The following is a 20,039-nucleotide window of genomic DNA, read 5'->3' as shown; positions in this document are numbered from 1 at the left end:
AACAGCTCTCGACTCCGGGCCAAGGGTCGGGCTATCAGCCCGAAACATCATTTCATCGCCGAGGTCCTGCCATGATCCCCAGTTCTTTTCCCGATAGCACTGAAATCGCTCGCCTGACGGCCCGGATGCTGCTGGAGATCAAGGCTGTCCACTTCAACGCGCGCGAGCCGTTCACGCTGGCGAGTGGCCTTCCCAGCCCGACCTATATCGATTGCCGCAAGCTGATCTCCTACCCGCGCATTCGTTCCACGCTGATGGATTTTCTGACCGTCACGGTAATGCGGGACGCGGGTTTTGAAGCCTTTGACAACATAGCGGGCGGCGAAACTGCGGGCATCCCCTTTGCCGCGATGGTGGCCGAACGTATGGCGCTGCCGATGACCTATGTGCGCAAGAAGCCCAAAGGTTATGGGCGCAACGCGCGTATTGAAGGCGCAATGAGCGAAGGCGAACGCGTGTTGCTGGTCGAGGACCTGACCACCGATGGTGGTTCGAAACTGTCCTTCGTCGATGCAATCCGCGAGACCGGTGCCACCTGCGGGCATACGGCTGTGATCTTTTACTACGGTATCTTCCCCGAAACCGAGAAGACGCTGAGCGACCATGGTGTGAAGCTGCATCACCTTTGCACGTGGTGGGATGTTCTGGCCGAGGCTAAGGCGCAAAAAGCCTTTGATCAGGAAACACTTGACGGGGTCGAGGCGTTTTTGAACGACCCGCGTGGCTGGCAGGACGCGAACAAAGACTGACGTTGCGCAAACCGTTTCTCATTCAGAAACATTACGAGTAAGCCCAACGCTCCATCCACAACATGTTGACGAGACCCTGCCCCATCCTGCAATATGATGGGGCGGGAAGATATGCACAGGCTATCCCCAGAAAACATACAATTTGCGCCGACTCAGGGCGCTGCGTTATGGCCTCTGTCCAAGGGGCAAGAGAACAGCAATGAACGAGATCAGCAGTATCGAGCAGGCAGCGGCAAAGATCCAGAACGCTGAAACCATGCCGCATTCCATTGAGGCTGAACAGCAGCTTCTGGGTGCCATTCTGACGAACAACGACCTTTACGACCGGGTCGCTTCGATCATTGGGTCCGAGCATTTCTATGACCCGGTTCATGCCCGCATTTATGAGGTCGCCGCTGCACGCATTGCAAAGAACACGCTGGCCTCGCCTGTGACGTTGAAATCCTTCATGGCTGAGGATGAGGGCCTGAAGGAATTGGGCGGGCCCGCCTATCTTGTCAAACTGGCCGGCGCTTCGATCAGCGCCTTTGCGGTACATGATTACGCCCAGATGATCTATGACCTCGCCATCCGGCGCGAGTTGATCCGCTTGGGCCGCGACATCTCCGACAAGGCCGCGCGGGTTGATGTAGCCAGCGAACCAAAAGAACAAATCGTCGAGGCCGAGCAACAGCTTTATCAGCTTTCCGAGCAGGGCCAGACCGAACAGGGGTTCCAGTCCTTCCTCAAGGCGGTCACAGAAGCCGTCAATGTTACCAACGAAGCCTACCAGCGCGGTGGCGGCATGGCTGGAATCTCGACCGGTCTGGTCGATCTCGACAAACAACTGGGTGGTCTTCACCCCTCGGACCTGATCATTCTCGCGGGTCGTCCGTCGATGGGGAAAACCTCGCTGGCGACCAACGTGGCCTTCAACGTGGCTAAAGCGTACAAACGCGGTCTGAAACCGGATGGTTCCGAAGGCGCGATTGACGGCGGGGTCGTCGGCTTTTTCTCACTTGAGATGAGCGCCGAACAGCTGGCCGGGCGCGTTCTGGCTGAGGCGTCCGAAATCTCCAGCCACAAAATCCGTCAGGGCGACATGACCGAGGCCGAATTCCGCCGTTTCGTGGATGCGGCCAAAGAACTTGAAGCCTGCCCGCTTTTTATCGACGACACGCCCGCCCTTCCGATTTCTCAGCTTGCCGCCCGCGCGCGCCGGTTGAAACGCACGCATGGGCTGGACCTGCTGGTGATCGACTATCTGCAACTGTGTCGCGGCATGTCCGACAATCGGGTTAACGAGATTGCCGAGATTTCGATGGGCATGAAAGCAATCGCCAAAGAACTGAACATTCCGGTGATTGCCCTGTCGCAGCTTTCCCGTCAGGTCGAAAACCGCGACGACAAACGTCCACAGCTGTCTGACCTGCGTGAATCAGGCTCGATCGAACAGGACGCCGATGTCGTGATGTTCGTGTTCCGCGAAGAATACTACAAGGAACGTGAAAAACCCGGCGATCACGAGCTTGAGAAGATGGAAGAATGGAAGCAGGCCATGGAACGGCTTCATGGCAAGGCCGAGATTATCGTTGGCAAACAGCGCCACGGTCCAATCGGCACGGTCGAGTTGTCATTCGAGGCGCAATTCACCCGGTTCGGCAATCTTGTCAAACCCTGGCAGCAGGGTGGTGAAATCGAAGGTTATTGATCGCGAAAGGACAGCCTTGCCTGGGTTTTCCTGACCTTCATTTGATTGCTGGCAAAGCAAAAAAGGTTCTCTGAACCTTTCGCGCCATTCAGGATCTAGCGCTCGAACCGAGAATGGGTCCGCCCGCCTGTTTTCTGACAGATTGAACTCCGCACTCACCAAAGCGTCGGATTGTTCAACGCAGACACGCATAGCGACGGGCCGCTAAGTGGCGCAAGCGCCTGACCATCCAGCGACTGCCCCAGCCAGCCATGCGGATGGCTCAGCTTCAGCGGCGGTTGTGCAGTGGCCTCAGAAATCTGTTCAAAACCTGTTTTTCGATAGTAAGCGGGATCACCGTAGGTGAGCGCCACGTTCACGCCTGTTGTCCGCAGGCAATCCAGACCAAACGCGATCAAAGCCTGTCCAATCCCGGCTTTTTGCTTGTCTGTTCTGACAGCCATTGGCGACAGGATAAAAACCCGGCGCGCATCCTGTGGAAACAGCATTCGGGAAAAGATGGCACAGCCGAGCAACACCTGATCGCGTCGCGCGGTGCACACCATCAGATCCTGTGGTGGGGTGGTATCGATCAACTCTTGCACGAAAGCTTCGATAACAGCCCCCTCGTCCGGGCTTTCCGACGCCGAAAAAACTTCTGCGAAAAACCGGGCTGTTTCGGACTGGTCTGGCGTTTGATCGGTATAAAAATCCATGATTTCCTCGGCATATGCCGCAGCACCGTTTATTGCCGCGATGGGACGATCTTGTTCACAAGATCACTTTAACACCTATGTGAAGACAATCCTGAAAACCGCTTAACACAGCAGTAAGTCGCCAAAATGCCTGCTTTTTTGGGTGTTTTCCGCCGTATCTGTCGTTTGATGGGTGCAATCTGTCGCGGAAAAAGCCCTTTCCCTCTTGACCTTGGACGGCGCAATGTCATGAACAGTCCCATGAGTACTGCACGTTTGACGATCAATCTTCAGGCACTCGCCAGAAACTGGCGGGCACTCGACGCGAAAACCGGGGTCGAAACCGGTGCCGTTGTCAAGGCGGATGCCTATGGGCTGGGCTCAGGACCTGTCAGCGACACGTTGGCAGAAGAAGGCGTTCGCAAGTTTTTCGTAGCTGCCGCAGAAGAAGGCACAACCGTTCGCGAGGCAGTTGGCCCCGGCCCGATGATTTTCGTTTTTTCTGGACATATGGAGGGCGATGCCGATCTGCTGCGCGGCAACGACCTGATACCGCTGATCAACTCGCCGGAACAGTTTCAACGCCACACAGAAGCCCTGCCCGACCACCCATTTGGTATCCAACTGGACAGCGGCATGAACCGGCTTGGTCTTGAACCTGCCGACTGGGCAGAGTTGCGCTCCAAAGCCGAAGCCTTGAACCCGGCGCTCATCATGTCCCATCTGGCCTGCTCGGACGAGCCGGACCATCCGATGAACCAGCAACAACTGAAAACCTTCCGCGAGATGACTGATGGGGTCGCCGCGCCGCGCTCTCTGGCAGCGACGGGCGGGATGCTTTTGGGGCCTGAGTTTCATTTCGATTTCTGTCGCCCAGGCATCGGCCTTTACGGTGGCATGCCCTTTGCCGGTGCAAAACCGGTCGTAACCGTTGACCTTCCCGTCATTCAGGTGCGCAGGTTGGCCGTGGGTGAGACCGTGGGTTACGGAAACACCTGGGTGGCGCGACGGCCATCCCGGATCGCCACTGTTGCTGCCGGCTATGCAGATGGCCTGCATCGCGCCATTGGCGGCGGCATCGACACATTTGCGGGCGACCAACCCTGCCCGGTTGTTGGACGTATCTCGATGGACCTGATCACCGTGGACGTCACAGACCTGCCGAAAGACCCGGAGCGTCTGCGCATTCTCAACGGTCATCAAACCGTTGATGATCTGGCCGAGGCCGCTGGTACGATCGGCTATGAAATCCTGACATCAATGGGCAATCGCTATTCGCGGGGCTACGTCGAATGAACCCAATCAGCGCGCTGGGGGGGCTGGGCCGCACCGTGCTGGGCCTGCTTGCGGCCTTTGGCCGGGTGGCCCTGTTCGCGCTTGATGCAGTGTCGCACATCTTGCGCCCGCCTTTCTATCCGCGTGAATTCGGGATGGCCCTGCTGAATATCGGCTGGTTGTCCCTGCCCGTCGTCGGCCTGACCGCCATTTTCACCGGCGGCGCGCTGGCCTTGCAAATCTATGCGGGCGGTGCGCGGTTCAACGCCGAAGCCGTCGTGCCCCAGATTGTCGCCATCGGCATGGTGCGAGAACTTGGCCCGGTGCTGGTCGGCCTGATGATCGCCGCGCGCGTGACCTCGTCCATCGCGGCCGAGATCGCCACGATGAAAGTGACCGAACAGATTGACGCTCTGGTCACGCTCTCCACTCATCCGATGAAATACCTTACTTCTCCGCGTGTGCTGGCCGCGCTGATCACCGTGCCTGCGCTGGTCGCCGTAGGTGACGTTATCGGGATTGCGGGCGGGTACACTGTCGCCACGCAGAACCTGGGCTTCAACCCGGCGGCGTATCTGAAAAACACCGTCGATTTCCTTGAGATGCGCGACATTGTATCGTCTCTGGTCAAAGGCGCGGCCTTTGGCGTGATCGCGGCTATCATGGGTTGCTATTACGGCATGAACTCGGGCCGCGGCGCACAGGGTGTCGGTCGCGCAACCAAAGGGTCGGTCGAGGCCGCAGCCGTGTTGATCCTCGCCGCAAACTTTGTTCTCACAGGGGTGTTTTTCTCACTATGATCCGGATGGAGAACGTAGAAAAAGCCTTTGGTGACAACCACGTATTGCGTGGAATGAATCTTGAGATTCCCAAAGGAACCTCGATGGTCATCATCGGCGGCTCGGGCACCGGGAAATCTGTTGCCCTGAAATGTATCCTGGGTCTGATCAAACCCGACAACGGCATGATCTATGTCGACGGCAAAGACGCGTCCAAAGGCGACCGCGACGCGTTTCTGGCGCGGTTTGGCATGCTGTTTCAGGGCGGTGCGCTGTTCGACTCGCTGACCGTCTGGCAGAACGTCGCCTTCCGCCTGCTGCGTGGATCCCTGAAACGCCCCACCGAAGAAGCGCGCGAGATCGCAATCGAAAAACTGCGCCGCGTGGGCCTGAAATCGGACGTGGCGGACCGCTTTCCGGCAGAACTGTCAGGTGGCATGCAAAAACGCGTGGGCCTTGCCCGCGCCATCGCCGCCGAGCCCGAGATCATCTTTTTTGATGAACCCACCACGGGTCTCGACCCGATTATGTCCGGCGTCATCAACGACCTGATCCGCGAAATCGTGACAGAGATGGGCGCCACCGCGATGACCATCACCCACGACATGAGTTCCGTCCGCGCAATTGCCGACAACGTGGCGATGCTGCACGGAGGCGTCATTCAGTGGACCGGCCCGGTCAGCCAGATGGATGCCTCGGGTGATCCCTATGTGGAGCAGTTTATCAGCGGGAGCGCTGAGGGGCCGATTGAGGCGGTGCGGTGACCGGCGTCGTCTCAATCGCTGAATTGTCTTTACCTGTCAAAGAACTTGGCATCTATTATCGTGCTGGAGTTGGATTTGCTTCTTCCGGTGTCCTTCCCGGTCTCATGTCATCATCCGGCACACGCGAGAGGTACTCGGACGCGGTCGCTTCGTTCAGACGACAGAAGTTTGGCTGGGGCGCCGAAGCTCGTCATGCCGAGGCGACAAAGGACGGTTCTCTACTAATAAGTGTTCTTACCTGGGCATTCCTGGCCGCCACGATTTTCTTGCTGTGGTATCTGATGAATAAGCTACAGAATCCCGTTGCGAATATAGTCGTCGGAATCTCGTTTTTTGTGTTGGCTATCAAAACCAGACATAACTTCCAAAAGCGCTGGACCGGCAGTATGCTTGAGTATGACTGCGGCAGCCTCGCGTTCACACTTCTTCTGTTTGTAATTGGCATGTAGATTTGCCCCTCCGCCTCGCCACCCTCTCGCTCCTGATCCTCTACCCCATCGCGTGGTTCGCCCCGCTGATGCGCGCAGGGTTTCTGCCGATCTTTGGTCTCAGCGAAATCAGCGTCATCACCGGCCTCCAGTCCCTGTGGAAATCTGACGTTTTCCTCGCGCTGATCGTCACCATCTTCGCCCTTTTCGCGCCCTACATCAAAACCATCGGCACCGCCCTGATCCAATGGAACCTGCTGGATGCCCGGGTGCAGCCTGCGCTCAACATCCTTGGCAAGCTGGCGATGGCGGATATCTTCCTGATCGCGCTATACATCACGCTGGCCAAAGGCATTTCTTACGCCACTGTTGAGACCGCATGGGGTCTTTACCTGTTCACCGCCTGCATCCTTGCCTCCATCGCTTTGGGCATTCTCACCGAACGCCAATGCAAAACCATCGCCCAGACATAGGGCGCTGACGACGAGGAAAGCCCTGCAAGGGCTTGAAGAACCGCCCGTCCTCGGGCACCAAGACGTCATGGCAAAACCAACCTTCTCCTGCTCCGCCTGCGGCGCATCCCATTCCCGCTGGTCGGGCCGCTGCGACGGGTGCGGCGAGTGGAACTCGATCATACAGGACGTACCGCTGTCGGCAGGCCCAGCCAAGAAATCACTGGGCTCGAAACGCGGGCGGTCGATGACGCTCACCGACCTGTCGACCGAGGAAACCCCGCCGCCCCGCACGCTCTGCGGAGTGGAAGAGCTGGACCGAGTGCTTGGTGGCGGGCTTGTTCCTGCATCTGCCCTGTTGGTGGGCGGCGACCCCGGCATCGGTAAATCCACCCTGTTGCTGCAAGCTGCTGCCCGATTTGCCCGTGCCGGCGTCAAGACGATCTATATCTCGGGCGAAGAAGCCAGTGCTCAGGTTCGCATGCGGGCGCGCCGCCTTGGGCTGGAGAACGCGCCGGTGCAACTTGCAGCCGAAACCAACCTACGCGACATTCTCACCACGCTTGAAGCCGAAAAACCCGGTCTGGCGATCATCGACTCGATCCAGACCATGTGGGCCGACAATGTCGACAGCGCGCCGGGGTCCGTGTCGCAAGTCCGGGCGGCTGCTCATGAGTTGACCGCCTTTGCGAAACGGCACGGCGTGTCGATCATCATGGTCGGACACGTGACCAAGGATGGCCAGATTGCGGGCCCCCGTGTTGTCGAACACATGGTCGATACGGTTCTGTATTTCGAGGGCGAGCGCGGCCATCAGTTTCGTATTTTGCGGGCGGTCAAGAACCGCTTTGGTCCCGCCGACGAAATTGGCGTGTTCGAGATGACGGGCAAAGGGCTCGCGCAGGTCACCAACCCCTCGGCCTTGTTCCTGTCGGAACGCGGTACGCCCAGCCCAGGCTCTGCCGTCTTTGCCGGGATTGAGGGCACACGGCCCGTTCTGGTCGAATTGCAGGCCCTTGTCGCCCCGTCCCCCCATTCACAGCCGCGCCGGACAGTGGTGGGATGGGACAGCGGGCGGTTGGCGATGATCCTTGCCGTTCTTGAAGCGCGTTGCGGCATTCCTTTTGCGGGTCTCGACGTCTATCTGAACGTGGCCGGTGGGTTGAAAGTCAGTGAACCCGCCGCCGATCTGGCCGTGGCTGCTGCATTGCTGAGCGCACGCGAAGACACAGCCCTGCCCGCAGACACCGTCGTTTTCGGGGAAATCTCGCTGTCAGGGGCACTTAGACCGGCTCCGCAGACAGAAAACAGGTTGAAAGAAGCACAAAAACTTGGTTTCACAGCGGCAATAGCTCCGGCAGGTGGCAAAACCGGTACTGTGGCAGGTCTGACACTCACCCGACCCTCTGATTTGGTGGGGTTTGTTGGCGAAACCTTCGGAGCAGGTTAAAGTCGCGCCTTGAGGGGCAGAAAAAGAACAGGCGAGGGCCATGGAAGGTTTTACAATAATCGACGGGGTAGTTGCCCTGATCATCGTGCTGTCAGGCTTGCTGGCCTACTCGCGTGGTTTCATGCGCGAAGTTCTGGCCATCGCGGGTTGGGTTGCGGCGGCCGTTCTGGCGTTCATCTTCGCCCCGCAGGCTGTACCTCTGGTCAAGGAAATCCCGGTCGTCGGAGATTTCTTGCGTGACAGTTGTGAATTGTCTGTGATCACCGGGTTTGCAGCGGTCTTTGCGGTGGCGCTGATCGTGGTCAGTATCTTCACACCGCTGTTTTCATCGCTGGTTCAGCGTTCGGCCCTTGGCGGCCTGGATCAGGCTTTGGGGCTGTTCTTCGGCATCGCTCGTGGCATCCTTCTGGTTGCGATTGCATTCTTCGTTTACGACACCGTCATGACCGGCCAGTCTTACACAATTGTTGATGAAAGCCGGTCGGCCAAGGTGTTTGAACAGTTCAGCGGCCAGATTGAGGAACAAAACCCCGAGGCGGCTTTGGGCTGGGTTACGACTCAGTATGAACAGCTGGTCGCCAGTTGCACGGCAGGAAACGCTGAACCGGCAACAACTGCGCCTTCCAACGGCTGATAGGCAGTTCACCAATTCATGAAAGCCCGGCGCTGCCGGGCTTTTTTGTTGCAGATCAGACAAACCCCTCTCCACCGCACACGGTGCAGCGGATTGTTTTCAAGCCAAAGCATCCGTCACATCGACTGAAAACCGGTTTTCCAAAGATATCTCTGCTTTTGGCGACCTCGCCTGCTCCGTTACAGATCTGGCACGACGCGCGCCCCAATCCCCTGCACCGATGGCACCGCTGCCTGATCCGTTCCTGGTTCTTGTGAGGAGGTTTATGTTGCCACATTCAGGTCCCCCCGAGGTGCCGAGATTTAGCAGTTATGTATGCAATCAAATGCATGACAGCACATATGTTTGCGCATGTCACCATCTTCGTTTTTCTACATCGACATGCGCAAACTTGGCCTGCGGCATTTGGCTATTGTGATCCTTTGATGACAGCCACGCCAATAGGCATTATGTGGGGGCCAACCCGCCACGGAATCGGAGCCACCGATCTTGTACTTTCTGTATGAATGCGCGCTGATCGCAGTGATGGTCGCCCTAACGGCGTCTTGTTCCTGCGTAGCGAACATTTCCGCGCTGAAGATGCAGAAAGTCCGGTGCCGAACTGCGGTCAATCCTCGAATGAAATCGTCATAGAAGTTGGAGCCCCTTAAATGTGTGGGATTTTAGGAATCGCAAGCCGGACACATGATGTCTTTGCTGAGATCTATGACGGGTTGCTGATGTTGCAGCACCGGGGTCAGGATGCCTCCGGGATCGTGACCTACAACGGCGAATTCTTCCGGGAAAAGAAAGCCAATGGGTTGGTCAAGGACGTGTTCAACGCCCAGGATGCTGAAACCCTTCTGGGTCATATCGGCATGGGTCATGTTCGTTATCCCACGGCCGGATCACTCAGCGCGGCCGAAGCGCAACCTTTCTTCGTGAACGCACCCTACGGTATCTATCTTGTTCACAACGGCAACATCACCAACACAGCGGAACAGCGCGAGAAAGTGACCGGGAAATATAGTCGCCACCTGCGCACCACATCGGATTCGGAAATCCTGCTGAACGTGCTGGCCGACAAAGTGGCTGACGCCATCAAGGTGAACGGCAATTCGGATCCGATCCGAAACATCTTTGCCGGTGTGAAGATGACGATGGAGCGGGTTCAAGGTGCCTACTCGGTAATCTGTCTGGTGGCTGGTGTTGGCATGCTGGCGTTCCGCGACCCATATGGCATTCGGCCCCTGTCGGTCGCAAAGCGCAATGTCGACGGTCAGGGGGACGATTATGCCTTTGCTTCGGAAGACGTGGCCTTTGGCATCAACAGTTTTGAGAAGCTGCGCGATCTGCGCCCGGGCGAGGCCATCCTGATCGACCTGAAAGGCAACATGCACGAGTTTCAGGCGGTCGAAGGCAAGCTGACGCCCTGTATCTTCGAGTATGTGTATCTGGCACGTCCGGATTCACTGCTGGACGGAGTCTCGGTTTATAAAACCCAGATGCGCATGGGACAGACGCTGGCGAAACAAATTCAGGACTCGGGCCTGGAAATCGACCGGATCATTCCCGTACCCGACAGCGCCCGCCCCGTGGCACTGGAAGCGGCTAAAATCACCGGCATCCCCTATCGCGAGGGGTTGGTGAAGAACCGCTATGTCGGGCGTACCTTCATCATGCCGGGTCAGGCCGAGCGACAGAAATCCGTGCGCCGCAAGCTGAATGCCGTTCCGCTGGAATTCGAAGGTCACAGCGTTCTGTTGATCGACGATTCCATCGTGCGGGGCAACACCATCAAAAAGATCGTTCAGATGTGCCGCGACGCTGGGGCAAAGAAGGTTTATGTGGCCAGCGCCTCGCCGCCTGTCAAATACCCCAATGTGTATGGCATCGACATGCCGACCAAGGCCGAGCTGATCGCAAATGGCAAAGAGATCGAAGAGATCCGTGAAGAGCTGGGCGCCGATGCGCTGTTCTATCAGCATTTGGAGGACCTGATCTGGGCCGCCCAGGAAGGCAACCCGGACATCCAAGGATTTGATTGCTCCTGCTTTGACGGCAATTACATTACCGGCAGCGTCAGCGCGGATTACCTGGACAGTCTGGAAAACAGCAGCCGTGTCAGCCAGAAACGCGCGGATATGCAGGTTCAGGGCGGGTCCTGGAATGCGGCCAAACTCGCCTCAGGCTGAAAGACCCCACCCATTTATGGCACGCCTGGATTCTGTTCAAACAACGAATCAAACCGTTCGACATACAGATAGGACAGCCCTGTTAAGTATGGCTCGCATCTAAACTGTTCCGCCGATGAGTGGAAATCTGCCACAACCCGGCGGTGAATCTTGCACGATCACAAGGGCTAACAAAAGGGTCGCTACGTCGTGAAGCGTCGTGTCTGTGAGGGTCTTTTGCTTACCTGATCGTTTTGTTATCGGACGGCAACCACTCACACAAATAAGGGGTTCGGAACTCACGCCGGGCCACGGACCATGTCAAACACCAATGTCAAAAGCGCGGCCACGCAGCAGGGCGCGTTAAACAAGAACTCTGTTTCTGTCCTGGGTGTGTTCGGGCCCAAAACCGATCTGCACGCCTTGGTACGCCTGTCATCGGGCCGCGTGAAAGAGGTTGAACCCGGAAGCCGTGTCGCCTCGGGCATGGTAGTTGCAATTGATGAACAGGGAATCATGCTGCGACAAAGCGGCCAGACCAAGCGGATCGCCATTCCCGGCAGCTAATCGCGACTTGACGCCCCTCGCGCAGGGGTTCAAACCGCAGCCATGACCGATCAGACAAAAATCGCCCTTATCACCGGGGCCTCTCGCGGGTTGGGCGCTGCGCTGGCCGAAGCGTTGGCACCTGAATACCATATCGTCGCCGTCGCCCGAACCACCGGCGGGCTGGAAGAGCTGGACGACCGAATCAAGGCGAAGGGCGGGTCAGCCACTCTGGCCCCCATGGACATCACCGATCCAAACGCCATGGCGACCCTGTGTCGTGGCATCCATGACCGTTGGGGTAAGGTCGACCTGTGGATGCACACAGCCATCCACACATCAGCACTGACACCGGTGCATTTTGTTGACCCCAAGGAATGGGCCAAGGCGATCAACACAAATGCAAACGCGACCTCGGTTCTGATTCCCTATGTCTCACCCCTTCTGGGCGAGAATGGCCATGCGGTGTTTTTTGACGATCCGAAGGCTGGCGAGAAGTTTTATGGCATCTACGGTGCCACCAAGGCCGCGCAGATGGCTCTGGCCCGCAGCTGGGCCGTCGAGACCGAACGCACCGGTCCGCGGGTTTCGGTTGTCGAACCCGCGCCGATGCCTACGGCCGTCCGCGCGCGGTTTCATCCCGGGGAAGACCGGAGCGTTCTGAACAGCACCAAGGATGAAGCTGCACGGATTCTGGCACTTCTTTAGGAAATGGCCCTGACGGGCCATGCCTCTGGCGGGGATATTTGCAGCCAGGTGAAGCCGGGATCAGACGATATGCACGTCGTTGCGCCCGGCCAGATCGACGAAGAATTGCCAAGCGACACGGCCAGAGCGCGAACCGCGCGTGGCTTGCCACTCAATTGCCTCGGCGCGCAGGGTCTGTGCATCAACTGAAACGCCATAGGCGGCGCAATAGCGGTCGATCATCGCAAGATACTCGTCCTGATCACAGGGATGGAACCCAAGCCACAGGCCGAAGCGATCCGACAGCGAGACTTTTTCTTCGACCGCCTCGGAAGGATTGATGGCGCTGGAGCGTTCGTTTTCGATCATATCCCGCGGCATCAGATGGCGACGGTTTGAAGTGGCATAGAAGACCACATTCTCTGGCCTGCCTTCAATACCACCATCCAGAACAGCCTTGAGAGATTTATAATGCTGGTCATCGTGGCTGAACGACAGGTCATCGCAAAACAATATGAACCTGTAGGGCGCTGCGCGCAGATGGTTCAGCAACCGCGCCACCGTTCCCATATCCTCGCGCTGCAATTCGACCAGTTTAAGGTCGGCGTAATCAGCGCTCAGTGAGCCGTGCACGGCCTTTACAAGGCTCGACTTGCCCATCCCCCGCGCGCCCCAGAGCAGCGCGTTATTTGCCTTGTACCCTGCTGCAAACCGGCGCGTATTGTCCATCAACGTGTCGCGAGAGCGATTGATGCCGACTAGAAGATCCAGATCGACCCGGTTGACATGCGTAACAGGTTCCAGTCGTTCCGGTTCGACATGCCACACAAATGCTTGAGCAACAGCAAAATCAGGCGCCACCAAAGGAGCCGGTGCCATGCGTTCCAACGCCTCGGCGATACGGTTCAGGGCTTGGTCGTCCATGTGGGCCTCCGGTTTTGTCTTGAGGGGTTCAAAGCACGTTCCAATTGGCACAACAAGAGTTTCCAATGAAAAAGGCGCGCCATTGGATGGCGCGCCCTTTTGGTTTCGTCGGCAGACTTACTTGTCGTCTTCGAACTCCTGCATCAGGTCATCATCCGCTTCCGCTTCATCATCGTAGTAACCGTCAGCGCGCAACTGGTCCTCGCGTTTCTTTTCAACTCGCGCGACCAGGAAGATCGAAATCTCGTACAGACCGTACACCACCACAAACAGAATGATCTGCGTAATGACATCCGGTGGTGTGACGACTGCGGCCAGAACCAGAATGCCGACCACCGCATATTTCCGAACAGCGCCCAGCCCCTCGGCACTGACCAGTCCTGCCTTCCCCATAAGGGTCAGGAGAACCGGCAACTGGAAACATAATCCAAAGGCAACGATGAATTTGATCGTCAGGTTCAGATATTCCTGGGCTGAGCCTTGAAACACCACACTCAGCGGTGCCGCGCTGACCCCATCGGCCACGGCTTCACCCTCAGCCCCGAATTGCTGGAACCCGAGGAAAAAGTCATAGGCCAGAGGCGTGACAACGTAGAAGGCAAAGCTTGCGCCCAGAAGGAACATAAAGGGCGAAGCAAGCATGAATGGCAGGAACGCGTTTTTCTCGGACTTGTAGAGGCCCGGTGCCACAAAGCGCCACATCTGCATCCCGATATAGGGAAATGCCAGAATGAACCCACCCAAGAGGGAAACCTTGATTGCAACAAAAAACCCTTCCTGTGGCGAGATGAAGATCAGGCCACAATCCTGCCCGCGCTCGGCCAGAACGTCACACAGGGGATTGGTCAGGAAATTGAAGATCGGCGTCGCCACCGAAAAACAGATGATCATACCGATCAGAAACGCCACAACGCTGTGGATCAGCCGTGTGCGCAGTTCGGCCAGATGTTCGATCAACGGGGCCGAAGAATCGTCAATCTCGTCGGTTTTGCTCATGTCTTGCTTTCAGTATTCAGCGCGGCTTCGGCCTCTTCTGCCTTGGCCAGCGCATCGGCTGCATCCTTGGCTTTGCGCTCGGCGGTGGCACGGGCGGCTGACGCCTGAACCTTTTTGGCCTGCTCGGCCCGCTCGGCCGCCAGTTTACCCGTTTCGCTTTCAGGGTCGAACTTTGTGGGATCGATGCTTTTCGCCATCTCCTGCGCGGCTTGCTTGACACCGTCCATGGCCGATCCCACAGGGTTCACGGCAGCGTTGAGACCTTTCTTGATCTCGTTCACCCCAGCCTGATCGGCGGCCTCGTTCATGGCGCTGCTGAACTCGCGCGCCATTCCGCGCGCCTTGCCGACAAAACGTCCGACATTGCGGAACAGCACCGGCAGGTCCTTTGGCCCCACAACGATCAGGGCAACGATGCCGATGACCAGAAGCTCGGTCCAGCCCAGATCAAACATCCGCGCTTACGCCTTGTCTTTCTCGGTTTCAGGTGTGACGTCCTTGGCCAGCTCAGAAGCGTCCTTTTCCAGCTCTTCCGAACCGTCCTTTACGCCCTTCTTGAACGCGGTGATGCCTTTGCCAACTTCGCCCATTAGCGAACTGATCTTGCCGCGCCCGAACAGAACCAGAACCACAACGGCGATAAGCAGCAGGCCAGGAAGGCCGATATTGTTGAGCATGTCTTTTCTCCTTTTTCGTCGGCACGTTTGCGCGCCGGGAACATGATCTGACTCAGTCTTTACGCCTCGATCGCTGGTCTCAAAAGGGATCTGCTCCGATTTGCCGGCGAAAATTGTATCAATCGCGTGAAATCTAAGGGGTCGCAATTCTCAACTGACAGGTTTATGTCAGTTGCTATCCGTTAGGGATTTGGCATCGAAACAAGGTCAATGGAGAATTAAATGACCCACGTTGCTGAAATCGTCACCTTCACCCTGGCCAATGGCACCACGCCGGAAGAGTTCGTGAAACTCAGTCAGGCCTCTGAGGCCTTTGTGCGCAGCGCGCCGGGATTTGCCCATCGGCAGCTTAGCCAGGGCGAAGATGGTCGCTGGACCGATTATGTTGTCTGGACCGATTTGAAGGCGGCACAGGACGCAGCCGCACAGTTTCCTCAACAGGAATGTGCAGCAGGCATGATGGCGGTCATCAATCCGGATAGCATCCAGATGCGACACGAGAAAGTACTATGGAACATGACTGCCTAAACGCGGTCAGAACGGCGTGTCATGCGCCGCACTGACCGCCTGTTCGATATCATCCAGATCCTGCGCGACGGAAAACTGCACCGCGCGCAGGACATTGCGGACCGGCTTGAGGTGTCGGTTCGCACCATCTATCGCGACATGGATACGCTTGTTGCCTCGGGCGTTCCGGTCGAGGGCGAGCGCGGTGTCGGCTACATGGTGCGCGAGCAGATCACCCTGCCCCCGTTGAACCTGACTACAGCCGAGCTTGAGGCGCTGAATCTTGGCATGGCCATCGTGGCCGAGGCCGCGGATACTGACCTGAAGGCTGCCGCACAATCGCTTGCCGACAAGATCGACGCTGTTTTACCAACGCAGGTCCTGGCCGAGGCGGATAGCTGGAAATTCGCGGTCTACCCATTTGCCGATGCCGCAAGGGGCCTTGCCCATATGGCCCCGATCCGTGCAGCCATCAAATCACGTCAGAAACTTCACCTGTCCTATCGCCGCATTGACGGCGTTTTGACCGAACGCACCATCCGCCCGCTCCATATGGAATACTGGGGGCGGGTCTGGACCCTTACCGCCTGGTGCGAGCTGCGCAATGGATTTCGTGTCTTTCGCATCGACCTGATCGAAGCAGTTTCACCCCTTCCGGAAATCTTCGCCGACGAACCCGGAAAACGCCTGAGCGACTATGACCCATACGCCTGACAGGCTTCATCTTTTCAGAAATACTCTCGCCGAAGGCAGGCCCGGTACGGGCCATCCAGCCTCACTTCAGATAGGGTTCCGGGTCCACGGACTCGAACCCTTTGCGGACTTCGAAATGCACATAGGCATCGTCGCCGCCCCGCAATTGCGCCAGCTTCTGGCCACGGCGTACCTTATCGCCTTTCTTGACAGTGATCTTGTCGACATTTGCGTAGACAGTCAGAAGATCGTTGTTGTGCTTGACCACAATGATCGGCACCTGATCCGCGTCCGCGGTGATCGCCGCGACCGTACCGGCTTCGGCAGCTGTGACCGACGTACCCGGAGCGGCAGCGATGTCGATGCCCTCATTCTTGCCCTTGTCATAACCGCGAATGATAGTGCCGCCAACCGGCAGGGACAGCGCGGATGTGCGCGTATTGGTTGGCGCTTCGGCGGTCACGTCGGGGGCCTCGGCCAACGGCTCAACTTTCTCGTCCGGCAAGGGCTGCGTGGCGCTGGGTGGCGTCGGCGTCGGTGATCCCTGTCCCGGTTCCGTCACCTCCGTGGCGGAAACGGGCGCGGCACTAGCCGCATTTTGCCGGGGCGCGGGCTGGTTCTTGACCGGAATCAACAAGTATTGACCTTCACGCACGGTAAAATCTGATCCCAACCCGTTCCATTCCGCCAGAGATTCAACCGGCACCTGGTAGAGGCGCGAGATTGTATAGGCCGTCTCACCCCGCTTGACCTTGTGCCTGACCGGCTCCGGCCCAGTTGAAATCGGCGCAGGCGTTGATGCCGGTTTCGCGGGTTCCAGGGTTGTGGTCTGAACCGAACCCGACGCCGGCACTTGGTCAATTGCAGACCCGGCGACCGACGCGATGTCCACGCTGCTTCCAGCACCGACAGTGCGTGGCAGGGCAAGAACCTCACCCTCTCTCAGCGTGTCCGTTGTCTGAAGGCCGTTGAAGCGCGAAAGCTCGCCCTCGGGCAGGCCAACCCGCGCGGCCACGTCCCGCACCGTATCGCCGCGGCGCGCCACGACCACCTGATAATTCGGATAGGTAATGACGCCCCGGCTGTCCGGTGTCGGGCGGGATGCCGTCGCGGATTGCGCTGCATTGGTGGTCGAAAATCCACCGATCTGCCCACGAAGGTCATAATCCAGAGGTCCCTCGCACCCGGCCAAAATGGCCAGAGCGGCCACCCCGGTCGCACAGCGGCGCATTGCTGATTTGGATACTGCTCTCATAATTCTGTCCTCAACGCCTGCCCCTGTTGCCCGGAGTTCCGGCGACCAATTCTTTAAGCCTATTACGCCTCATCCTTTCCAAGCCCCTCCAGAAGGGGAACGAAACGGACCGACGTTAATTCGTCATAATCCAGACCATTTTCGGTGCGCGTCACTTTGATCAACTGCTGCACCGCGTCCGACTGGCCCACGGGTAGAACCATAATACCCCCGATTTTCAGCTGCGCCAAGAGCGGGCCCGGAGGATCCTCGGCTGCGGCTGTGACAATGATCCGGTCAAAAGGGGCTTGTTCCGGCAGGCCAAATGACCCGTCAGACAACATAGAAGTGATATTCGTCAGGCCCAGATCGGCAAACAGCTTGCTTGTTTCGCTCACCAACCGCCTGTGGCGTTCCACTGTATAGACCCGGCGGGCCAGTTTGGACAGGATCGCCGCTTGATAACCTGAACCTGTCCCAATCTCGAGCACCGTGTCCCGTGGTCCAACGTTCAGGGCCTGCGTCATCAGACCTACAACCGACGGTTGACTGATCGTCTGACCGCAGGAAATCGGCAACGGCATGTCCTCGTAAGCGCGCCCTGCGAACAGGCCGGTGACAAAGCGACCGCGGTCCACCTGCTCCATCGCAGCCAGCACGCGCGCATCCGTGACCCCCCGTTTGCGCAGGGCAAACAGGAATTGCATTACGGTTTCAGGGTCCAGTCCGCTCATTCGACCGCCTTCAATGCCTCCAGCATGTCATGCGCAGTCAGGTCAGCGCGCATCGGCGTGACCGAGATATAGCCTTCCAGATTGACGGCCGCATCCGTTCCGGGTGCGGTCGGATTGTGCTGATAGCCACCCTTGATCCACAGGAACCGCCGTCCCGAAGGTGAACTGTGCGGTTCGACCGAAAAACGCGTGTCGCGCCGAAACCCCTGCGCCGCAATCCGCGTGCCCAGAACATCGTCTGCCGGAACCGGTGGGAAATTCACGTTGTAGAACAGCCGGTAATCATCTTGTTCTGCCGGAGTTGCGTCCAGAATCCGGCGCACCAGATCTGCACCATACCGGGCGGCTGCCTCAAACGGGTCGTCAAGGCCCAGGTTGCGGGGGCCAAAATATTGCGACAGGGCAATCGCTGGGACGCCCTGCAATGCCGCTTCCATCGCGCCGCCGATCGTACCGGAATACAACGTGTTTTCAGCCGAGTTATTGCCCCTGTTCACGCCCGATAGAACCAGATCGGGAGGGGTATCCAACATAACGTCGTGAAGCCCTGCCAAAACACAATCCGCAGGTGAACCTTCGGCTGCAAAGCGCCGCTCGCCCAGCTTGGCGACCATCATCGGGTGGGTATAGCTGATGCAATGTCCGACCCCGGACTGTTCAAACGCGGGTGCGACCACCCAGACCTCTCCATCCGGTCCGGCCAGTTCAGCTGCAATCGCCTCAAGCGTGATCAAGCCCGGGGCATTGATCCCGTCGTCATTGGTCAGAAGAATTCGCATGTGCCCGATTTACCCCCGCGTTTGGCTCTTGATAGACCCGGGCCTGCGTTGCGGCAAGCGACGCGGCCCCGCAATCTGAGGTTTTCGCGCACCACTCGGGTGGAAATCGATGGATCAGCGCCTTGTTTCGGGGAAAACGAAGCACTTGTCGCGGCGGATGGTCAGCCACATCACCCGGCCCTGACTGGGCACAAACACGTTTGGAACCGTAGCCCTGAGGATCGAGCCATCATAGTCCATGCGAAACTCTACCAGGCTTTCATTTCCCAGAAATCGCGCGCGTTCGACGACACCACGGGCCGCAACACCGTCTGTTGGTGTCGGCAATGGCCCCTTGCCGTTGCGGTCAAAGTCCAGCTTGATGTGCTGAGGGCGAAAGACGATCTCGACATCCGTACCATTCGGTATGCCCGGTGCCAGGAACTGACCAAAGGGCGTATCCGCCAATGCGCCATTCACTTGCGCCCGCAAAACGTTGACATCACTGAAAAATGCCACCGCCGCCTTATCCGCGGGACGCGTATAGACGTTATAGGGCGCGCCCTGTTGCACGATCTTGCCACGCCGCATCAGGGCGATCTCGTCGGCCATGCGCATCGCTTCTTCCGGCTCGTGCGTGACCAGCAGTACAGCGGCATCTTCTTCCTTGAGAATGGCCAGCGTTTCGTCACGGATACCATCACGTAAACGGTTATCGAGGCCCGAAAAGGGCTCGTCCATCAGCATGATGCGCGGGCGCGGCGCCAGGGCACGCGCCAACGCCACGCGTTGTTGCTCGCCACCCGATAGTTGATGCGGAAAACCATCGATGAATCGCATCAGGTCGACCTTCTGCAACAACTCCTCGACCCGGGCGCGTTTTTCGTCCTTACTGCCCTTCAGACCAAAGGCCACATTTTTAGCCACACTCAGATGCGGGAACAGCGCAAAGTCCTGAAACATCAGACCGATCTCGCGCCGTTCCGGAGGCACCCGGAAGACGGTGTCGCAGATCAGCTTGCCATCAACATAAATCTCACCCGAGTCCTGCATTTCGACCCCGGCGATCATGCGCAACGTAGTGGATTTCCCGCAGCCCGACGGCCCCAGCAGACAGGTCACCTTGCCTGCCTGAACGGTCAGTGAAACATCATCCACAACAACCCGGCCTTCAAACCGACGGATAATGTTGCGAATTTCCAGACGCGGTGGAATTGCGTTACCTGTCACCGATG

General features: G+C 58.0%; 23 protein-coding genes. 14 read left to right on the top strand and 9 right to left on the bottom strand.

Translation table 11 applies throughout. The features are described from left to right. The first annotated feature begins 71 nt into the window (after positions 1-71). Entirely contained in the window at positions 72-749 is a 678-nt protein-coding gene (locus AC2FLZ_RS12770) for an orotate phosphoribosyltransferase (protein ID WP_480473114.1), read from the top strand. 199 nt (positions 750-948) lie between these two features. Beyond that, complete coding sequence (locus tag AC2FLZ_RS12765; RefSeq protein ID WP_480473116.1) at positions 949-2,439, top strand: replicative DNA helicase; 1,491 nt, start codon at positions 949-951, stop codon at positions 2,437-2,439. 155 nt (positions 2,440-2,594) lie between these two features. Here the strand turns inward: AC2FLZ_RS12765 and AC2FLZ_RS12760 are convergent, their stop codons facing one another. Next, a complete protein-coding gene (locus AC2FLZ_RS12760; RefSeq protein ID WP_496882237.1) occupies positions 2,595-3,134 on the bottom strand; it encodes a GNAT family N-acetyltransferase in 540 nt (179 codons plus the stop codon). 240 nt (positions 3,135-3,374) lie between these two features. Between AC2FLZ_RS12760 and alr the strand changes: the two genes are divergently transcribed. From alr to AC2FLZ_RS12710, 10 genes are all read left to right on the top strand, one after another. Next, complete coding sequence (gene alr, locus AC2FLZ_RS12755; RefSeq protein ID WP_496882236.1) at positions 3,375-4,409, top strand: alanine racemase; 1,035 nt, start codon at positions 3,375-3,377, stop codon at positions 4,407-4,409. Then, positions 4,406-5,188, top strand: coding sequence for an MlaE family ABC transporter permease (locus tag AC2FLZ_RS12750; protein ID WP_480473122.1), 783 nt, complete (start codon positions 4,406-4,408; stop codon positions 5,186-5,188). Before alr ends, AC2FLZ_RS12750 begins: the two co-directional genes overlap by 4 nt. Continuing rightward, positions 5,185-5,931, top strand: a complete 747-nt coding sequence (locus AC2FLZ_RS12745) for an ABC transporter ATP-binding protein (RefSeq protein ID WP_480603418.1) — start codon at positions 5,185-5,187, stop codon at positions 5,929-5,931. The genes AC2FLZ_RS12750 and AC2FLZ_RS12745 overlap by 4 nt, the downstream gene beginning before the upstream one ends. Further along, complete coding sequence (locus AC2FLZ_RS12740; RefSeq protein WP_496882235.1) at positions 5,928-6,380, top strand: hypothetical protein; 453 nt, start codon at positions 5,928-5,930, stop codon at positions 6,378-6,380. The genes AC2FLZ_RS12745 and AC2FLZ_RS12740 overlap by 4 nt, the downstream gene beginning before the upstream one ends. A 2-nt stretch (positions 6,381-6,382) precedes the next feature. Further along, entirely contained in the window at positions 6,383-6,832 is a 450-nt protein-coding gene (locus tag AC2FLZ_RS12735) for a paraquat-inducible protein A (RefSeq protein ID WP_480603414.1), read from the top strand. 67 nt (positions 6,833-6,899) lie between these two features. Beyond that, on the top strand, positions 6,900-8,261 hold the full coding sequence (gene radA, locus AC2FLZ_RS12730; protein WP_480473130.1) for a DNA repair protein RadA: 1,362 nt from the start codon (positions 6,900-6,902) through the stop codon (positions 8,259-8,261). Between the two features lie 40 nt (positions 8,262-8,301). Then, on the top strand, positions 8,302-8,895 hold the full coding sequence (locus AC2FLZ_RS12725) for a CvpA family protein (RefSeq protein ID WP_267364181.1): 594 nt from the start codon (positions 8,302-8,304) through the stop codon (positions 8,893-8,895). A 650-nt stretch (positions 8,896-9,545) separates the two neighbouring features. Then, a complete protein-coding gene (purF, locus tag AC2FLZ_RS12720) occupies positions 9,546-11,069 on the top strand; it encodes an amidophosphoribosyltransferase (RefSeq protein WP_480603412.1) in 1,524 nt (507 codons plus the stop codon). A 297-nt stretch (positions 11,070-11,366) separates the two neighbouring features. Beyond that, complete coding sequence (locus tag AC2FLZ_RS12715; RefSeq protein WP_480473134.1) at positions 11,367-11,615, top strand: hypothetical protein; 249 nt, start codon at positions 11,367-11,369, stop codon at positions 11,613-11,615. A 42-nt stretch (positions 11,616-11,657) separates the two neighbouring features. After that, positions 11,658-12,302: an SDR family NAD(P)-dependent oxidoreductase gene (locus AC2FLZ_RS12710; RefSeq protein WP_480517279.1), complete on the top strand. Its 645-nt coding sequence runs from the start codon at positions 11,658-11,660 to the stop codon at positions 12,300-12,302. Between the two features lie 60 nt (positions 12,303-12,362). Here the strand turns inward: AC2FLZ_RS12710 and AC2FLZ_RS12705 are convergent, their stop codons facing one another. The 4 genes from AC2FLZ_RS12705 to AC2FLZ_RS12690 all read right to left on the bottom strand — a co-directional run bounded on the left by AC2FLZ_RS12705 (position 12,363) and on the right by AC2FLZ_RS12690 (position 14,878). Continuing rightward, the gene (locus tag AC2FLZ_RS12705) at positions 12,363-13,205 is read right to left on the bottom strand and encodes an ATP-binding protein (protein WP_496714821.1); all 843 of its coding nucleotides are present in this window, start codon (positions 13,203-13,205) and stop codon (positions 12,363-12,365) included. A 117-nt stretch (positions 13,206-13,322) separates the two neighbouring features. After that, the gene (gene tatC, locus AC2FLZ_RS12700; protein WP_480473140.1) at positions 13,323-14,201 is read right to left on the bottom strand and encodes a twin-arginine translocase subunit TatC; all 879 of its coding nucleotides are present in this window, start codon (positions 14,199-14,201) and stop codon (positions 13,323-13,325) included. After that, on the bottom strand, positions 14,198-14,656 hold the full coding sequence (tatB, locus tag AC2FLZ_RS12695; RefSeq protein ID WP_480553705.1) for a Sec-independent protein translocase protein TatB: 459 nt from the start codon (positions 14,654-14,656) through the stop codon (positions 14,198-14,200). Before tatB ends, tatC begins: the two co-directional genes overlap by 4 nt. A gap of 6 nt (positions 14,657-14,662) precedes the next feature. Beyond that, positions 14,663-14,878: a twin-arginine translocase TatA/TatE family subunit gene (locus AC2FLZ_RS12690; RefSeq protein WP_209503727.1), complete on the bottom strand. Its 216-nt coding sequence runs from the start codon at positions 14,876-14,878 to the stop codon at positions 14,663-14,665. Positions 14,879-15,100: 222 nt separating this feature from the next. Here AC2FLZ_RS12690 and AC2FLZ_RS12685 point away from each other — a divergent pair, with 222 nt between their 5' ends. Together AC2FLZ_RS12685 and AC2FLZ_RS12680 are read left to right on the top strand one after the other, a co-directional pair. Next, positions 15,101-15,406: a hypothetical protein gene (locus tag AC2FLZ_RS12685; protein WP_209503726.1), complete on the top strand. Its 306-nt coding sequence runs from the start codon at positions 15,101-15,103 to the stop codon at positions 15,404-15,406. Between the two features lie 21 nt (positions 15,407-15,427). Beyond that, positions 15,428-16,099 carry a helix-turn-helix transcriptional regulator gene (locus AC2FLZ_RS12680; protein ID WP_480553706.1) on the top strand — a complete coding sequence of 224 codons (672 nt, stop codon included), beginning with the start codon at positions 15,428-15,430 and terminating at the stop codon, positions 16,097-16,099. Positions 16,100-16,160: 61 nt separating this feature from the next. On the opposite strand, the gene AC2FLZ_RS12675 is transcribed toward AC2FLZ_RS12680, so the two are convergent. The 4 genes from AC2FLZ_RS12675 to AC2FLZ_RS12660 all read right to left on the bottom strand — a co-directional run bounded on the left by AC2FLZ_RS12675 (position 16,161) and on the right by AC2FLZ_RS12660 (position 20,007). Then, positions 16,161-17,333 (bottom strand): peptidoglycan DD-metalloendopeptidase family protein, encoded by a 1,173-nt coding sequence (locus tag AC2FLZ_RS12675; protein WP_496882234.1) that lies wholly within the window; start codon positions 17,331-17,333, stop codon positions 16,161-16,163. Between the two features lie 62 nt (positions 17,334-17,395). Continuing rightward, positions 17,396-18,046, bottom strand: a complete 651-nt coding sequence (locus AC2FLZ_RS12670) for a protein-L-isoaspartate(D-aspartate) O-methyltransferase (protein WP_480517287.1) — start codon at positions 18,044-18,046, stop codon at positions 17,396-17,398. Then, the gene (gene surE, locus AC2FLZ_RS12665; RefSeq protein WP_480473150.1) at positions 18,043-18,825 is read right to left on the bottom strand and encodes a 5'/3'-nucleotidase SurE; all 783 of its coding nucleotides are present in this window, start codon (positions 18,823-18,825) and stop codon (positions 18,043-18,045) included. Before surE ends, AC2FLZ_RS12670 begins: the two co-directional genes overlap by 4 nt. A 114-nt stretch (positions 18,826-18,939) precedes the next feature. Then, positions 18,940-20,007 carry an ABC transporter ATP-binding protein gene (locus AC2FLZ_RS12660; protein ID WP_496882244.1) on the bottom strand — a complete coding sequence of 356 codons (1,068 nt, stop codon included), beginning with the start codon at positions 20,005-20,007 and terminating at the stop codon, positions 18,940-18,942. Positions 20,008-20,039 lie beyond the last annotated feature (32 nt).

This window comes from Ruegeria sp. YKSF131, assembly GCF_059612645.1.
This window is presented reverse-complemented; position numbering and strand designations above follow the sequence as displayed.

Coding starts and splice junctions, on each gene's coding strand:
- AC2FLZ_RS12770 (WP_480473114.1), top strand. CDS start 72: ATGATCCCCAGTTCTTTTCCCGATAGCACTGAAATCGCTCGCCTGACG.
- AC2FLZ_RS12765 (WP_480473116.1), top strand. CDS start 949: ATGAACGAGATCAGCAGTATCGAGCAGGCAGCGGCAAAGATCCAGAAC.
- AC2FLZ_RS12760 (WP_496882237.1), bottom strand. CDS start 3,134: ATGGATTTTTATACCGATCAAACGCCAGACCAGTCCGAAACAGCCCGG.
- alr (WP_496882236.1), top strand. CDS start 3,375: ATGAGTACTGCACGTTTGACGATCAATCTTCAGGCACTCGCCAGAAAC.
- AC2FLZ_RS12750 (WP_480473122.1), top strand. CDS start 4,406: ATGAACCCAATCAGCGCGCTGGGGGGGCTGGGCCGCACCGTGCTGGGC.
- AC2FLZ_RS12745 (WP_480603418.1), top strand. CDS start 5,185: ATGATCCGGATGGAGAACGTAGAAAAAGCCTTTGGTGACAACCACGTA.
- radA (WP_480473130.1), top strand. CDS start 6,900: ATGGCAAAACCAACCTTCTCCTGCTCCGCCTGCGGCGCATCCCATTCC.
- AC2FLZ_RS12725 (WP_267364181.1), top strand. CDS start 8,302: ATGGAAGGTTTTACAATAATCGACGGGGTAGTTGCCCTGATCATCGTG.
- purF (WP_480603412.1), top strand. CDS start 9,546: ATGTGTGGGATTTTAGGAATCGCAAGCCGGACACATGATGTCTTTGCT.
- AC2FLZ_RS12715 (WP_480473134.1), top strand. CDS start 11,367: ATGTCAAACACCAATGTCAAAAGCGCGGCCACGCAGCAGGGCGCGTTA.
- AC2FLZ_RS12710 (WP_480517279.1), top strand. CDS start 11,658: ATGACCGATCAGACAAAAATCGCCCTTATCACCGGGGCCTCTCGCGGG.
- AC2FLZ_RS12705 (WP_496714821.1), bottom strand. CDS start 13,205: ATGGACGACCAAGCCCTGAACCGTATCGCCGAGGCGTTGGAACGCATG.
- tatC (WP_480473140.1), bottom strand. CDS start 14,201: ATGAGCAAAACCGACGAGATTGACGATTCTTCGGCCCCGTTGATCGAA.
- tatB (WP_480553705.1), bottom strand. CDS start 14,656: ATGTTTGATCTGGGCTGGACCGAGCTTCTGGTCATCGGCATCGTTGCC.
- AC2FLZ_RS12690 (WP_209503727.1), bottom strand. CDS start 14,878: ATGCTCAACAATATCGGCCTTCCTGGCCTGCTGCTTATCGCCGTTGTG.
- AC2FLZ_RS12685 (WP_209503726.1), top strand. CDS start 15,101: ATGACCCACGTTGCTGAAATCGTCACCTTCACCCTGGCCAATGGCACC.
- AC2FLZ_RS12680 (WP_480553706.1), top strand. CDS start 15,428: ATGCGCCGCACTGACCGCCTGTTCGATATCATCCAGATCCTGCGCGAC.
- AC2FLZ_RS12675 (WP_496882234.1), bottom strand. CDS start 17,333: ATGAGAGCAGTATCCAAATCAGCAATGCGCCGCTGTGCGACCGGGGTG.
- AC2FLZ_RS12670 (WP_480517287.1), bottom strand. CDS start 18,046: ATGAGCGGACTGGACCCTGAAACCGTAATGCAATTCCTGTTTGCCCTG.
- surE (WP_480473150.1), bottom strand. CDS start 18,825: ATGCGAATTCTTCTGACCAATGACGACGGGATCAATGCCCCGGGCTTG.